General features: G+C 52.5%; 10 protein-coding genes. 9 read left to right on the plus strand and 1 reads right to left on the minus strand.

Annotation, left to right across the window (positions count from 1 at the left end):
* The 9 genes from tuf to rpoC all read left to right on the plus strand — a co-directional run.
* The coding region (gene tuf, locus BG55_RS03670; protein ID WP_034934443.1) for an elongation factor Tu at positions 1–1,150 on the plus strand (1,150 nt) is incomplete at its 5' end.
* Between the two features lie 354 nt (positions 1,151–1,504).
* Positions 1,505–1,888: a preprotein translocase subunit SecE gene (secE, locus tag BG55_RS03675; RefSeq protein WP_034934444.1), complete on the plus strand. Its 384-nt coding sequence runs from the start codon at positions 1,505–1,507 to the stop codon at positions 1,886–1,888.
* A 1-nt stretch (position 1,889) separates the two neighbouring features.
* Positions 1,890–2,435: a transcription termination/antitermination protein NusG gene (gene nusG / locus BG55_RS03680; RefSeq protein ID WP_004154985.1), complete on the plus strand. Its 546-nt coding sequence runs from the start codon at positions 1,890–1,892 to the stop codon at positions 2,433–2,435.
* Between the two features lie 187 nt (positions 2,436–2,622).
* Entirely contained in the window at positions 2,623–3,051 is a 429-nt protein-coding gene (gene rplK / locus BG55_RS03685; RefSeq protein ID WP_034934446.1) for a 50S ribosomal protein L11, read from the plus strand.
* Positions 3,052–3,054: 3 nt separating this feature from the next.
* Positions 3,055–3,759, plus strand: a complete 705-nt coding sequence (gene rplA / locus BG55_RS03690) for a 50S ribosomal protein L1 (RefSeq protein ID WP_034934447.1) — start codon at positions 3,055–3,057, stop codon at positions 3,757–3,759.
* A 470-nt stretch (positions 3,760–4,229) separates the two neighbouring features.
* Positions 4,230–4,727 carry a 50S ribosomal protein L10 gene (rplJ, locus tag BG55_RS03695; protein ID WP_034934449.1) on the plus strand — a complete coding sequence of 166 codons (498 nt, stop codon included), beginning with the start codon at positions 4,230–4,232 and terminating at the stop codon, positions 4,725–4,727.
* A 63-nt stretch (positions 4,728–4,790) separates the two neighbouring features.
* Positions 4,791–5,159: a 50S ribosomal protein L7/L12 gene (rplL, locus tag BG55_RS03700; RefSeq protein WP_034934450.1), complete on the plus strand. Its 369-nt coding sequence runs from the start codon at positions 4,791–4,793 to the stop codon at positions 5,157–5,159.
* A gap of 340 nt (positions 5,160–5,499) precedes the next feature.
* Positions 5,500–9,528 carry a DNA-directed RNA polymerase subunit beta gene (gene rpoB / locus BG55_RS03705; protein WP_034934451.1) on the plus strand — a complete coding sequence of 1,343 codons (4,029 nt, stop codon included), beginning with the start codon at positions 5,500–5,502 and terminating at the stop codon, positions 9,526–9,528.
* A 75-nt stretch (positions 9,529–9,603) separates the two neighbouring features.
* On the plus strand, positions 9,604–13,824 hold the full coding sequence (gene rpoC / locus BG55_RS03710) for a DNA-directed RNA polymerase subunit beta' (RefSeq protein ID WP_034934453.1): 4,221 nt from the start codon (positions 9,604–9,606) through the stop codon (positions 13,822–13,824).
* A 242-nt stretch (positions 13,825–14,066) separates the two neighbouring features.
* Here the strand turns inward: rpoC and BG55_RS23375 are convergent, their stop codons facing one another.
* Entirely contained in the window at positions 14,067–16,088 is a 2,022-nt protein-coding gene (locus tag BG55_RS23375; protein ID WP_268745047.1) for a sigma-54-dependent Fis family transcriptional regulator, read from the minus strand.
* Between the last annotated feature and the right edge of the window lie 99 nt (positions 16,089–16,187).

The following is a 16,187-nucleotide window of genomic DNA, read 5'->3' on the forward strand; positions in this document are numbered from 1 at the left end:
CGTCAACGTTGGTACTATCGGCCACGTTGACCACGGTAAAACTACCCTGACCGCAGCTATCACTACCGTTCTGGCTAAAACCTACGGTGGTTCTGCTCGTGCATTCGACCAGATCGATAACGCACCAGAAGAAAAAGCACGTGGTATCACCATCAACACCTCTCACGTTGAGTATGACACCCCAACCCGTCACTACGCTCACGTTGACTGCCCGGGCCACGCCGACTATGTGAAAAACATGATCACCGGTGCTGCGCAGATGGACGGTGCGATTCTGGTTGTTGCTGCGACTGACGGCCCAATGCCGCAGACCCGTGAGCACATCCTGCTGGGTCGTCAGGTAGGCGTACCTTACATCATCGTGTTCCTGAACAAATGTGACATGGTTGATGACGAAGAGCTGCTGGAACTGGTTGAGATGGAAGTGCGTGATCTGCTGTCTCAGTACGAATTCCCGGGCGATGACACCCCAATCGTTCACGGTTCCGCGCTGAAAGCGCTGGAAGGTGACGCTGAGTGGGAAGCCAAAATCATCGAGCTGGCGGGCCACCTGGATAACTACATCCCGGAACCAGAGCGTGCTATTGACAAGCCGTTCCTGCTGCCAATCGAAGACGTGTTCTCCATCTCCGGCCGTGGTACCGTTGTGACCGGTCGTGTTGAGCGCGGCATCGTTAAAGTGGGTGAAGAAGTTGAAATCGTTGGTATCAAAGATACTGTGAAATCAACCTGTACCGGCGTTGAAATGTTCCGCAAGCTGCTGGACGAAGGTCGTGCTGGTGAGAACTGTGGTATCCTGCTGCGTGGTATCAAGCGTGAAGATATCCAGCGTGGTCAGGTACTGGCTAAGCCAGACACCATCGAGCCACACACCAAATTCGAGTCAGAAGTTTATATTCTGTCCAAAGATGAAGGCGGCCGTCATACTCCGTTCTTCAAAGGCTACCGTCCACAGTTCTACTTCCGTACTACTGACGTGACCGGTACCATTGAACTGCCAGAAGGCGTTGAAATGGTAATGCCAGGTGATAACATCAAAATGGTTGTTACGCTGATCCACCCAATCGCAATGGACGACGGTCTGCGTTTCGCAATCCGCGAAGGCGGACGTACTGTTGGTGCGGGCGTTGTTGCTAAAGTTATCGCTTAATCGCTGATAACATTTGACGCAACGCACAGGAAGAGGGCATCATTTGATGCCCTTTTTATACGCTGTAACATAGAACCTGGCTCATCAGTGATTTTCAATCATAATAATCATTGCTGAGGCAGGCTCTGTTGAACGGCGTAAAGCCCGACAGATTTCACGTTGCATCGCGACAGTCACTGAACAATTCCCGGACATTGTGGATTGCCATAAGGCCGGGTGAGTGAAGACAGTTAAGCATGTTGCAGCCTGAAAGATAAAGGGATATGCCGAGTTTCGCCTGACAGCATCATTCGGTTCGGTTGCTCACATTTTTGTGGGCAAAATAGTTTCTGATTTATTGTGGCAGGTTGGTTTATGAGTGCTAATACCGAAGCTCAAGGGAGCGGGCGCGGCCTGGAAGCAGTTAAATGGCTGGTTGTTGCGATACTGCTGATTGCGGCTATCGTTGGCAACTATTTTTACCGTGAAATTACTCTCCCGCTGCGCGCGCTGGCCGTGGTTGTCCTGATTGCCGCAGCAGGTGGCATCGCACTACTGACAGCAAAAGGCAAGTCAACGCTGGCATTCGCGCGTGAAGCGCGCACTGAAGTTCGCAAGGTCATTTGGCCGACTCGCCAGGAAACGTTGCATACCACGTTAATCGTTGCCGCGGTCACTGCCGTGATGTCACTGATTCTGTGGGGGCTGGATGGCATTCTGGTCCGCCTGGTATCGTTTATTACTGGCCTGAGGTTCTGAGATGTCTGAAGCTCCAAAGAAGCGCTGGTACGTCGTTCAGGCGTTTTCCGGTTTTGAAGGCCGTGTAGCGCAGTCGTTACGCGAGCATATCAAGTTACATAACATGGAAGAACTTTTTGGCGAAGTCATGGTGCCAACCGAAGAAGTGGTTGAAATCCGTGGTGGTCAGCGTCGTAAAAGCGAGCGCAAGTTCTTCCCAGGCTACGTTCTGGTCCAGATGGTGATGAACGATGCAAGCTGGCATTTAGTGCGCAGTGTGCCGCGTGTCATGGGCTTCATCGGTGGGACCTCCGATCGCCCCGCACCTATCAGCGATAAAGAAGTCGACGCGATCATGAACCGCCTGCAACAGGTTGGCGATAAACCACGTCCGAAAACGCTGTTTGAACCAGGTGAAATGGTCCGCGTCAATGACGGTCCATTTGCTGATTTCAACGGCGTGGTGGAAGAGGTGGATTACGAGAAAAGCCGCCTCAAGGTTTCTGTTTCTATATTTGGCCGTGCGACGCCGGTTGAACTGGACTTCGGTCAGGTAGAAAAAGGCTGATAACCGGTTATTTGCTGGTGTGCGGGATTGTGAAATTGACAATCCGCAATGCGATTGAATAGCTGTTGCGAAAGGCGCGAAATTACACTACAATTTCGCGCCTTTTGTTTTTATGCGCTGTTTCATGCGTGTAAATATTAATCACGGGGAGCCTTTCAGGGCGTTTGTACCCAATAGAGGAAATATCATGGCTAAGAAAGTACAAGCCTACGTTAAGCTGCAAGTTGCAGCCGGTATGGCAAACCCAAGTCCACCAGTTGGTCCGGCACTGGGTCAGCAGGGCGTTAACATCATGGAATTCTGTAAAGCGTTCAACGCCAAAACAGAATCTCTGGAAAAAGGCCTGCCAACTCCGGTAGTGATCACCGTTTATTCTGACCGTTCTTTTACCTTTGTTACCAAAACGCCTCCGGCAGCCGTTCTGCTGAAAAAAGCGGCGGGTATCAAGTCTGGTTCCGGTAAGCCGAACAAAGACAAAGTAGGTAAAGTTACACGTGATCAGTTACGTGAAATCGCAGCCACTAAAGCTGCGGACATGACTGGTGCTGACGTTGAAGCGATGACTCGCTCAATTGAAGGTACTGCTCGTTCCATGGGCCTGGTAGTAGAGGACTAAGAAATGGCTAAGCTGACCAAGCGCATGCGCGTGATCCGTGACAAAGTTGATTCAACTAAACAGTATGACATCAACGAAGCTGTTGCTCTGCTGAAGGAACTGGCCACGGCCAAATTCGTAGAAAGCGTTGACGTAGCAGTTAACCTGGGCATCGACGCTCGTAAATCCGATCAGAACGTTCGCGGTGCAACTGTACTGCCGCACGGTACTGGCCGTTCTGTTCGCGTTGCCGTATTTACTCAGGGTGCAAACGCAGAAGCTGCTAAAGCAGCCGGTGCTGAGCTGGTAGGTATGGAAGATCTGGCTGAACAGATCAAAAAAGGCGAAATGAACTTTGACGTGGTTATCGCATCTCCTGATGCAATGCGCGTTGTTGGCCAGTTGGGCCAGGTTCTGGGTCCACGCGGCCTGATGCCAAACCCGAAAGTGGGTACTGTAACTCCTAACGTTGCTGAAGCAGTTAAAAACGCTAAAGCGGGCCAGGTTCGTTACCGTAACGACAAGAACGGCATCATCCATACCACCATTGGTAAGGTTGATTTCGATTCAGACAAACTGAAAGAAAACCTGGAGTCTCTGCTGGTTGCGCTGAAAAAAGCAAAACCTTCTCAGGCTAAAGGTGTTTACATCAAGAAAGTTAGCATCTCCACCACTATGGGTGCAGGCGTTGCGATTGATCAGGCTGGCCTGAGCGCAGCGGCTAACTAATCTGCTTTACCTGGGCGTCAGTTTCGACTAGAATCTTTCGCCCATTGTTCTGTTAACATGCAGAACCTCTAATCGATGTTGTTCAGTATCGATTCGAGTGACAGACAAAAGCTGTTCAAGTCGGTCGGATTGAGACAAGGCGGCCAGTGAGCGAGTCGGCAGGAGCATAGCAAGCTATGTGACTGTTGCGAGCGAAAGCAGCCAACGCCGTATCGGTTCGAGTGACGCAGAACAGAAAGAATTTTCGGTTGGAGCCTGGCCTTATCCAGGCCTCCGTCCAAGACCGCAGGTGTGGGACCGCAAGGTCATACTTAATTTCCTGCGTAGACGGTGACAGAACCTGAAGAATATTTTTATAGTCTTTGCTGGATTCTGCTCACCGTGTTTAGCGCCTGCCTCGGGCAACTGAGGTCAGGTGATGTGAGTTCCGGGGAAATTCATCTCCGGCCAAAATCCAGGAGCAAAAGCTAATGGCATTAAATCTTCAAGACAAACAAGCGATTGTTGCTGAAGTCAGCGAAGTAGCCAAAGGCGCGCTGTCTGCGGTAGTTGCGGATTCTCGTGGCGTAACCGTAGATAAAATGACCGAACTGCGTAAAGCAGGTCGTGAAGCTGGCGTATACATGCGTGTTGTTCGTAACACCCTGCTGCGCCGCGTCGTTGAAGGAACTCAGTTTGAGATCCTGAAAGACACGTTTGTTGGTCCGACCCTGATTGCATACTCTATGGAACACCCGGGCGCTGCTGCTCGTCTGTTCAAAGAGTTCGCGAAAGCGAATGCAAAATTTGAGGTCAAAGCTGCGGCCTTTGAAGGTGAGCTGATCAGTGCGGCCAATATTGACCGTCTGGCAACGCTGCCGACTTACGAAGAAGCGCTGGCACGTCTGATGTCGACCATGAAAGAAGCCGCTGCAGGCAAACTGGTCCGTACTCTGGCAGCCGTTCGCGACGCCAAAGAAGCTGCTTAATCGCACTTCCTTGTCTGTTGCACTCTAAGCACACACTATTTCTGATTTACAGGAACAATTGTTATGTCTATCACTAAAGATCAAATTCTGGAAGCAGTAGCGGCTATGTCTGTAATGGACGTTGTTGAGCTGGTTTCCGCTATGGAAGAAAAATTCGGTGTTTCTGCTGCTGCTGCTGTAGCTGTTGCTGCTGGCGGTCCTGCTGAAGCTGCTGAAGAAAAAACTGAGTTCGACGTTGTACTGAAAGCTATCGGCGCTAACAAAGTTGCCGTGATCAAAGCAGTACGTGGCGCAACTGGTCTGGGCCTGAAAGAAGCTAAAGATCTGGTTGAGTCTGCACCTGCTGCCCTGAAAGAAGGCATCAGCAAAGATGACGCCGAAGCTCTGAAGAAAGCACTGGAAGAAGCTGGCGCAGAAGTTGAAGTTAAATAAGCCACGCTTTCAGGTTGCAGCCTGATTAGTCCGCAAGGATAACTCAGGCTGATGGCTGGTGACTGATTGGTCACCAGCCTTTTTGCGCTCTAAAGCGGCAATGACGTTTCACACTGTTTAGTCATTGTTTTGCTTAATATCTTTTTCTATCGACGACTTAATATACTGCTCTCCTGCCCGGTGGTCTGCTGCGGTTACGCGATGGCAATGAAATGATTTAAGAGTGATAGAAAGAGGTATTACGGAGGGGATTTCCTTCCGCGTCACAAAATAGTGTTGCATGAACTGTCCCCCCTGGACGGACAGAGAGGTTCTACTTTTCAGCGAGCTGAGGAACCCTATGGTTTACTCCTATACCGAGAAAAAACGCATTCGTAAGGATTTTGGAAAACGTCCACAAGTTCTGGATATTCCTTATCTCCTTTCTATCCAGCTTGACTCGTTCCAGAAGTTCATCGAGCAAGATCCGGAAGGTCAGTACGGTCTGGAAGCTGCTTTCCGTTCTGTATTTCCCATCCAAAGCTACAGCGGTAACTCAGAGCTACAATATGTTAGCTACCGCCTGGGCGAGCCTGTCTTTGATGTTAAAGAGTGTCAGATTCGTGGTGTCACGTTCTCTGCACCTTTGCGCGTAAAACTGCGTCTGGTGATCTACGAGCGCGAAGCGCCGGAAGGCACGGTTAAAGACATTAAAGAACAAGAAGTTTACATGGGTGAAATTCCGCTCATGACCGATAACGGTACCTTTGTCATCAATGGTACAGAGCGTGTTATCGTTTCTCAGCTGCATCGTAGTCCTGGCGTCTTCTTTGACAGCGATAAGGGTAAAACCCACTCTTCGGGTAAAGTGCTGTATAACGCACGTATTATCCCTTACCGTGGTTCCTGGCTGGACTTTGAATTCGATCCAAAAGATAACCTGTTCGTCCGTATTGACCGTCGCCGCAAGCTGCCTGCGACCATCATTCTGCGTGCGCTGAACTACACCACTGAGCAGATCCTTGACCTGTTCTTTGAAAAAGTAGTGTACGAAATCCGTGACAATAAGTTGCAGATGGAGCTGGTGCCTGAGCGTCTGCGTGGTGAAACGGCCTCCTTCGATATCGAAGCTAACGGTAATGTTTACGTAGAAAAAGGGCGCCGCATTACGGCCCGCCACATTCGTCAGCTGGAAAAAGATGGCGTTGAGCACATCGAAGTTCCGGTTGAATACATTGCGGGTAAAGTCGTCGCTAAAGATTATATCGACGAAAACACCGGCGAATTGATCGTTGCCGCGAACATGGAACTGTCGCTGGATCTGTTGGCTAAACTGAGCCAGTCCGGTCATAAGCGTGTTGAGACGCTGTTTACCAACGATCTCGATCACGGTCCGTACATGTCCGAAACCGTACGCGTCGACCCAACCACCGATCGTCTGAGCGCGCTGGTTGAGATCTATCGCATGATGCGCCCTGGCGAACCGCCAACGCGCGAAGCGGCAGAAAACCTGTTTGAAAACCTGTTCTTCTCTGAAGACCGCTATGATCTCTCTGCGGTTGGCCGGATGAAGTTCAACCGCTCTTTACTGCGTGATGAGATCGAAGGTTCAGGCATCCTGAGCAAAGATGACATCATCGAAGTGATGAAGAAACTCATCGGTATCCGTAACGGCATCGGCGAAGTGGATGACATCGACCACCTCGGTAACCGTCGTATCCGTTCCGTGGGTGAAATGGCTGAAAACCAGTTCCGTGTTGGCCTGGTGCGCGTTGAGCGTGCGGTGAAAGAGCGTCTTTCACTGGGCGATCTCGATACCCTGATGCCTCAGGATATGATCAACGCCAAGCCAATCTCTGCTGCGGTGAAAGAGTTCTTTGGTTCCAGCCAGCTGTCACAGTTTATGGACCAGAACAACCCACTGTCTGAGATTACCCACAAGCGTCGTATCTCGGCACTGGGCCCGGGCGGTCTGACGCGTGAGCGTGCAGGCTTTGAAGTTCGAGACGTTCACCCGACGCACTATGGTCGCGTGTGCCCAATCGAAACGCCTGAAGGTCCAAACATCGGTCTGATTAACTCCCTGTCTGTTTATGCGCAGACCAACGAGTATGGTTTCCTGGAAACCCCATACCGCCGCGTTCGCGATGGCGTGGTGACCGACGAAATTCATTACCTCTCTGCGATTGAAGAGGGGAATTACGTTATTGCGCAGGCGAACACCAACCTCGACGACGAAGGCCACTTTGTCGATGACCTGGTTACCTGCCGTAGCAAAGGCGAATCCAGTCTGTTCAGCCGCGATCAGGTTGACTACATGGACGTTTCCACCCAGCAGGTGGTTTCTGTCGGTGCGTCACTGATTCCGTTCCTTGAGCACGATGACGCCAACCGTGCATTGATGGGTGCAAACATGCAACGTCAGGCGGTTCCCACTCTGCGTGCTGACAAGCCGCTGGTTGGTACCGGTATGGAGCGCGCGGTAGCGGTTGACTCCGGTGTAACCGCGGTGGCGAAACGTGGTGGTGTTGTGCAGTATGTCGATGCCTCCCGTATTGTTATTAAAGTCAATGAAGATGAGATGTACCCGGGCGAAGCCGGTATCGACATCTACAACCTGACTAAATACACCCGTTCTAACCAGAACACCTGCATCAACCAGATGCCGTGTGTCAATCTGGGCGAACCGATTGAACGCGGTGACGTGCTGGCTGATGGTCCTTCAACGGATCTGGGCGAACTGGCTCTTGGCCAGAATATGCGCGTCGCGTTCATGCCGTGGAACGGCTACAACTTCGAAGACTCCATTTTAGTCTCCGAGCGTGTGGTGCAGGAAGATCGCTTCACCACCATCCACATTCAGGAACTGGCCTGTGTCTCTCGTGACACCAAGCTGGGGCCGGAAGAGATCACTGCTGATATCCCGAACGTGGGTGAAGCCGCGCTCTCTAAACTGGATGAGTCCGGTATTGTCTATATTGGTGCAGAAGTGACCGGTGGCGACATTCTGGTAGGTAAAGTGACGCCGAAAGGTGAAACCCAGCTGACGCCAGAAGAGAAGCTGCTGCGTGCGATCTTCGGTGAGAAAGCCTCTGACGTTAAAGACTCTTCTCTGCGCGTGCCAAACGGCGTGTCAGGTACGGTGATTGACGTACAGGTCTTCACCCGCGACGGCGTGGAAAAAGACAAGCGTGCACTGGAAATCGAAGAGATGCAGCTGAAGCAGGCGAAAAAAGACCTGTCTGAAGAACTGCAAATCCTCGAAGCGGGCCTGTTCAGCCGTATCCACTACCTGCTGGTTTCCGGCGGGGTGGAAGCGGAAAAACTGGACAAACTGCCACGTGAGCGCTGGCTGGAACTGGGTCTGACCGACGAAGAGAAGCAAAACCAGCTGGAGCAGCTGGCGGAGCAGTACGACGAGCTGAAGCACGAGTTTGAGAAGAAACTCGAAGCGAAACGCCGCAAAATCACCCAGGGTGATGACCTCGCACCTGGCGTGCTGAAAATCGTCAAGGTGTACCTGGCGGTGAAACGTCAGATCCAGCCTGGTGATAAAATGGCAGGTCGCCACGGGAACAAAGGTGTTATCTCCAAGATCAACCCGATCGAAGATATGCCATACGATGAGAACGGTACGCCGGTCGATATCGTACTGAACCCGCTGGGCGTACCGTCACGTATGAACATTGGTCAGATTCTGGAAACCCACCTGGGTATGGCGGCGAAGGGCATCGGTGAGAAGATCAACGCGATGCTTAAGCAGCAGGAAGAAGTGGCCAAACTGCGTGAATTCATTCAGCGCGCCTACGACCTGGGCACCGACGTGCGTCAGAAAGTGGACCTGTCTACCTTCTCTGATGATGAAGTGATGCGCCTGGCTGAAAACCTGAAGAAAGGGATGCCAATCGCCACGCCGGTGTTTGATGGCGCAAAAGAGAGCGAGATCAAAGAGCTGTTACAGCTTGGCGGTCTGCCATCTTCTGGTCAGATTACCCTGTTCGATGGTCGTACCGGCGAGCAGTTCGAGCGTCAGGTTACCGTTGGCTACATGTACATGCTGAAACTCAACCACCTGGTGGATGACAAAATGCATGCACGTTCTACCGGTTCTTACAGCCTTGTTACTCAGCAGCCGCTGGGTGGTAAAGCGCAGTTCGGTGGACAGCGCTTCGGTGAGATGGAAGTGTGGGCACTGGAAGCATATGGTGCTGCCTACACCCTTCAGGAAATGCTGACCGTGAAGTCTGATGACGTTAACGGCCGTACCAAGATGTATAAGAACATCGTTGACGGCAACCATCAGATGGAGCCAGGCATGCCGGAATCTTTCAACGTTCTGTTGAAAGAGATCCGCTCGCTGGGTATCAACATCGAGCTGGAAGACGAGTAAACACTCGCATTTGTAATGGTTACAGCACGTCCTTCGGGGCGTGCTCAGAAGTCTCACTCCGACGGGAGCTAATCCGTGAAAGACTTACTTAAGTTTCTGAAAGCGCAAACTAAGACCGAAGAGTTTGATGCGATCAAAATTGCGCTGGCCTCGCCAGACATGATCCGTTCCTGGTCTTTTGGTGAAGTTAAAAAGCCGGAAACCATTAACTACCGTACGTTCAAACCAGAACGTGACGGGCTTTTCTGTGCGCGTATTTTCGGGCCAGTAAAAGATTACGAATGCCTGTGCGGTAAGTACAAGCGTTTGAAGCATCGTGGTGTGATCTGTGAGAAGTGTGGCGTTGAAGTTACACAGACCAAGGTCCGTCGTGAGCGTATGGGCCACATTGAGCTGGCTTCGCCAACTGCACACATCTGGTTCCTGAAATCGCTGCCATCCCGCATCGGTTTACTGCTGGACATGCCACTGCGTGACATAGAACGCGTGCTGTACTTCGAATCTTATGTGGTTATCGAAGGCGGTATGACCAACCTCGAGCGCCGTCAGATCCTGACTGAAGAGCAGTATCTGGATGCGCTGGAAGAGTTTGGTGATGAGTTCGACGCGAAAATGGGTGCCGAAGCTATCCAGGCTCTGTTGAAAAACATGGATCTGGAGCAGGAATGCGAGCAGCTGCGTGAAGAGCTGAACGAAACCAACTCCGAAACCAAGCGTAAAAAGCTGACCAAGCGTATCAAACTGCTGGAAGCGTTCGTTCAGTCTGGTAACAAACCAGAGTGGATGATCCTGACCGTGCTGCCTGTGCTGCCGCCGGATCTGCGTCCACTGGTTCCGCTGGATGGCGGTCGTTTCGCGACAAGCGATCTGAACGATCTGTACCGTCGTGTGATCAACCGTAACAACCGTCTGAAGCGTCTGCTGGATCTGGCCGCGCCAGATATCATCGTCCGCAACGAAAAACGTATGTTGCAGGAAGCGGTTGATGCGTTGCTGGATAACGGCCGTCGTGGTCGTGCTATCACCGGTTCTAACAAACGTCCTCTGAAATCTTTGGCCGATATGATCAAAGGTAAACAGGGTCGTTTCCGTCAGAACCTGCTGGGTAAACGTGTTGACTACTCCGGCCGTTCGGTTATCACCGTGGGTCCATACCTGCGTCTGCACCAGTGTGGTCTGCCGAAGAAAATGGCACTGGAGCTGTTCAAACCCTTTATCTACGGCAAGCTGGAGCTGCGTGGCCTTGCCACCACTATCAAAGCGGCCAAGAAAATGGTTGAGCGTGAAGAAGCGGTGGTCTGGGATATCCTCGATGAAGTTATCCGCGAACACCCGGTGCTGCTGAACCGTGCGCCAACGCTGCACCGTCTGGGTATCCAGGCTTTTGAGCCAGTACTGATCGAAGGTAAAGCAATTCAGCTGCACCCGCTGGTCTGTGCGGCTTATAACGCCGACTTTGATGGTGACCAGATGGCGGTTCACGTTCCGTTGACGCTGGAAGCCCAGCTGGAAGCGCGTGCGCTGATGATGTCCACCAACAACATCCTGTCGCCTGCTAACGGTGAGCCAATCATCGTTCCTTCTCAGGACGTGGTACTGGGTCTGTACTACATGACCCGCGACTGTGTTAACGCCAAAGGCGAAGGCATGGTGCTGACCGGCCCGAAAGAAGCTGAGCGTGTTTATCGCGCTGGCCTGGCCTCTCTGCATGCCCGCGTTAAGGTGCGTATCACCGAGCACGAGAAAAACGATCATGGCGACTGGGTAGCGAAAACCGGTCTGGTCGATACGACCATTGGTCGTGCCATCCTGTGGATGATCGTACCAAAAGGCCTGCCTTACTCCATCGTCAACCAGGCGCTGGGTAAGAAAGCTATCTCCAAAATGCTGAACACCTGTTACCGCATTCTGGGTCTGAAACCGACGGTTATCTTTGCTGACCAGACTATGTACACCGGCTTTGCCTATGCGGCGCGCTCTGGTGCGTCTGTTGGTATTGACGACATGGTTATCCCGGAGAAGAAAGTCGAAATCATCACCGAAGCGGAAGCGGAAGTGGCCGAGATCCAGGAGCAGTTCCAGTCTGGTCTGGTAACGGCTGGCGAACGCTATAACAAAGTGATCGATATCTGGGCTGCGGCTAACGAACGCGTTGCGAAAGCGATGATGGAAAATCTGTCCACCGAAACCGTGATCAACCGTGACGGTGAAGAAGAGCGTCAGGTCTCCTTCAACAGCATCTTTATGATGGCCGACTCCGGTGCGCGTGGTTCTGCGGCACAGATTCGTCAGCTGGCAGGTATGCGTGGTCTGATGGCGAAGCCAGATGGCTCGATCATTGAAACGCCAATTACCGCAAACTTCCGTGAAGGTCTGAACGTACTCCAGTACTTCATCTCCACGCACGGCGCGCGTAAAGGTCTGGCGGATACCGCACTGAAAACCGCGAACTCCGGTTATCTGACCCGTCGTCTGGTTGACGTGGCGCAGGACCTGGTGGTGACCGAGGACGACTGTGGCACACACGAAGGCATCCTGATGACCCCGGTCATCGAAGGCGGCGACGTGAAAGAACCCCTGCGTGAGCGCGTACTGGGCCGTGTGACGGCTGAAGACGTACTCAAGCCGGGTACCGCAGACATCCTGCTACCACGCAACACCCTGCTGCACGAGCATCAGTGTGACCTGCTGGAAGAGCACTCTGTTGACAGCCTGAAAGTGCGTTCCGTTGTAAGTTGTGAGACTGACTTCGGCGTGTGCGCCCACTGCTATGGACGCGATCTGGCGCGTGGTCACATCATCAACAAAGGTGAGGCCATCGGCGTTATTGCAGCACAGTCCATCGGTGAGCCAGGTACTCAGCTGACCATGCGTACGTTCCACATCGGTGGTGCGGCATCGCGTGCGGCAGCCGAATCCAGCATTCAGGTGAAAAACAAAGGTACGCTGAAACTGATCAACGCCAAGTCGGTAACTAACTCGGCTGGCAAGCTGGTGATCACCTCGCGTAACGTTGAACTGAAAATGATCGACGAGTTTGGTCGTACCAAAGAGAGCTATAAAGTTCCTTACGGTGCAACCATGGCGAAAGGTGACGGTCAGCAGGTGGCGGCGGGTGAAACTGTCGCAAACTGGGATCCGCACACCATGCCGGTTATCACTGAGGTGAGTGGTTTTGTTCGCTTCACCGATATGATCGACGGCCAGACCATTACCCGCCAGACGGATGACCTGACCGGTCTGTCCTCACTGGTGATCCTGGACAGTGCTGAGCGTACGTCCGGTGGTAAAGATCTGCGTCCTGCGCTGAAAATCGTTGATGCCAACGGTGATGACGTGCTGATCCCAGGTACAGATATGCCTGCTCAGTACTTCCTGCCGGGTAAAGCGATTGTGCAGCTGGAAGACGGTATCAAGATCAGTTCTGGTGACACCCTGGCGCGTGTGCCGCAGGAATCCGGCGGTACGAAAGATATTACCGGTGGTCTGCCACGCGTTGCGGATCTGTTCGAAGCCCGTCGTCCGAAAGAGCCGGCAATCCTGGCTGAAATCAGCGGCATCATTTCCTTCGGTAAAGAAACCAAAGGCAAACGTCGTCTGGTCATCACCCCGGTAGACGGTAGCGATCCATACGAAGAGATGATCCCGAAATGGCGTCAGCTGAACGTGTTCGAAGGCGAGCGCGTGGAGCGTGGTGACGTGGTTTCCGATGGCCCTGAGTCACCGCATGACATTCTGCGCCTGCGTGGCGTACATGCCGTGACCCGTTATATCACTAACGAAGTGCAGGAAGTTTACCGTCTGCAAGGCGTTAAGATTAACGATAAGCACATCGAAGTCATCGTTCGTCAGATGCTGCGTAAAGCAACCATCGAAAGTGCAGGTAGCTCTGACTTCCTGGACGGCGAGCAGGTTGAAGTATCACGCGTTAAGATTTCTAACCGTGAGCTGGAAGCCAACGGCAAAATCGCGGCCACTTACATGCGCGATCTGCTGGGTATCACCAAAGCATCACTGGCGACCGAATCCTTCATCTCTGCGGCATCGTTCCAGGAAACGACGCGCGTACTGACCGAAGCAGCCGTTGCGGGTAAACGCGATGAACTGCGCGGCCTGAAAGAGAACGTTATCGTGGGCCGTCTGATCCCAGCCGGTACTGGTTACGCCTATCATCAGGATCGTATGCGTCGCCGTGCTGCTGGTGAAGCGCCGGTTGTGCCTCAGGTAACCGCAGATGAAGCGTCTGCCAGCCTGGCAGAACTGCTGAATGCAGGTCTGGGTGGCAACGACGATTAATCGTTGCTAATGCCCGGCATAAAAACCCCACTTCGGTGGGGTTTTTTATTGCCCGCTTAAAATCATCCACAGTCGGTGAGGTCAACAACGGCTGCTGGATGTGTCGGTTCAACGCTGACAGACCGTCAGCGTATTTATTGCTTTCAAAGCCACCTGCCAGACAAACCGGTTTTCAGCTGCGATACCCTTTTACGACATAACTCTTTCGGTGAGATTGCAGAAAATCACCACCGTCCCGCAGGTTATCCGGTCACATCCTGTTTACGATACCGGTCCGCATCAATACCGTAGCGTTTGAGTTTGTTATACAGCGCCCCCCGCGAGAGACTGAGCGCGAAGGCCACCTGGCGCAGGTTTCCCTGTTTTTCAGCCAGACACAATTCAATTAAATGTTTTTCACCGCTCTTCAGGCTAAAAACATCAGCCGGCCTGGCGTCGGGCAGGATTTTGTTACGCAGCAAGGGTTTGACCTCATCAGGAAGATCGTGGACGTCGACGATCTGGCCCTCCATCATATTCAGCGTTCTTTCGACGATATTCTCCAGTTCACGGACATTCCCCGGCCACGAGTGTTTTTCAAGTAAATCGACAGCGGCGACAGAGAAGCTGGCTTTATCACGCCGGAGAGAGCGACAAATTTTTTCACAGAACCAGTCAGCCAGCTCTTTAATATCTTCTCTTCTGGCGCGCAAAGGTGGAATGGTCAGACTGATAACATTCAGGCGAAAGTACAGATCCCGGCGAAATGCGCCAGACTCGACTTCTTTATTCAGGTCGCGATGGGTGGCGGCGATGATGCGCACGTCCACGTTAAGTGGACGTTTACCGCCCAGACGCGTTACCTCATTTTCCTGTAATACCCGCAGCAGGCTTGCCTGTGCTTCCAGTGGCATATCGCCAATCTCATCCAGAAACAGGGTGCCGCCATCAGCCAGTTCAAATTTGCCCGCCGCGCCGCCACGGCGTGAGCTGGTAAAAGCCCCTTCCTCGTAGCCGAACAGTTCACTCTGTACCAGATCGCGCGGGATAGCGCCGCAGTTGAGGGCGAGAAAAGGTCCCTGGGCACGCGAGCTGCTGTTATGAATCGACTGGGCAAACAGCTCCTTGCCGGTGCCACTTTCCCCCGTCAGCAGCACCGTACTGTCGCTACGTCCCGCCGAATAAGCTTTACTGCGAATATCCTGCATGATCTGCGACTGGCCAAGGATCATATCAAAGCTGTAACTGGCGCTGCTTCCCAGCACACGGCGGGTAATGTCTCTGGTCCGCCTGTTTTCGCGCAGCGAAATCACGCGTCCTCCTTCCGGGGTAACAATGACCGAAATCAGGCAGGGAACACGTAAGCCTGGTGTCGGGCAAAATGTGATATTGCGATCCTTACAGGCAGGCAGGGCGCGCACCGTTTCTCCCTCTGGCCGCAATACCTCATCAACATTACGATCGGGCACGTCATCACCTATCATCAGAACCTGACGGGCATAGCGATTTAACTGGCGTATTGCCCCTTGCGTATCTACCACGATCACGCCTTCGTTGAGCGATTCCATCACCGATTTTTGTTCTTCCACCATGCGGTGCAGAATTAGTTGCTGAGAAACAGCCTCGGCTGCTGCCTGCACTGTTCCCAGCGTGTGGTAATGGAAACAGTCCGGATCGGCGGTGAGTGTCAGTACGCCCAACATGTTGCCATTTCCATCGTGAATCGGTGCGGCGGCACAGTGCTTGCTGCGTTCACGCAGCGTCTGCTTATAATTCTCTTCACTCAGCAGATAAACCAGCCGATTTTCTGCCAGACACCGTCCGGAGCAGTTTGTACCTAGTACATTTTCTCTCAGGATACTGCCAACGGGGGTTAGATCCTGGCCACAGAAGCACAGGGTTATTCCACTGGCATCGGTCAGATTGATATGACCATCCGGGTTATAAGCCAGTAAGTTACGCATGGTGTCACGCGCGGTTCGGATTAACAGCGCGTTGTGGCTGAGCGTACTCCGTAGTTGATCGGACGTACAAAAACTGTACTGAAAATGGCAGGGATCGATCCCCTGTTGTCGCGAACGGCCCCATGAGGCAGAGATGCTGCCGCGCAGTCCTTCCGGCATTCGGCCTTCAGCGAATTCGCACCATGCTGTTCGCAAACTACGGCGATACTGACTGAAACGTTGCTGATGATTTAGCTGTGCCAGCAAGCTCCATTCCTCCTCCCACTGATGGGCATTTTCCTGATACATATTTTTCACCCTGAAAAAAAGTGGAGTGTTCATTCTATACACATGTTGAATGTACATGTCTTTATTGTGAACACTTTGTGATCGCCATCCTTCTTTTATTTCCTTTAAAAACAGCGAACTAACAGCTGGCAT

The sequence above is a fragment of the Erwinia mallotivora genome, from assembly GCF_000590885.1.
In the GTDB taxonomy this organism is placed as follows: domain Bacteria; phylum Pseudomonadota; class Gammaproteobacteria; order Enterobacterales; family Enterobacteriaceae; genus Erwinia; species Erwinia mallotivora.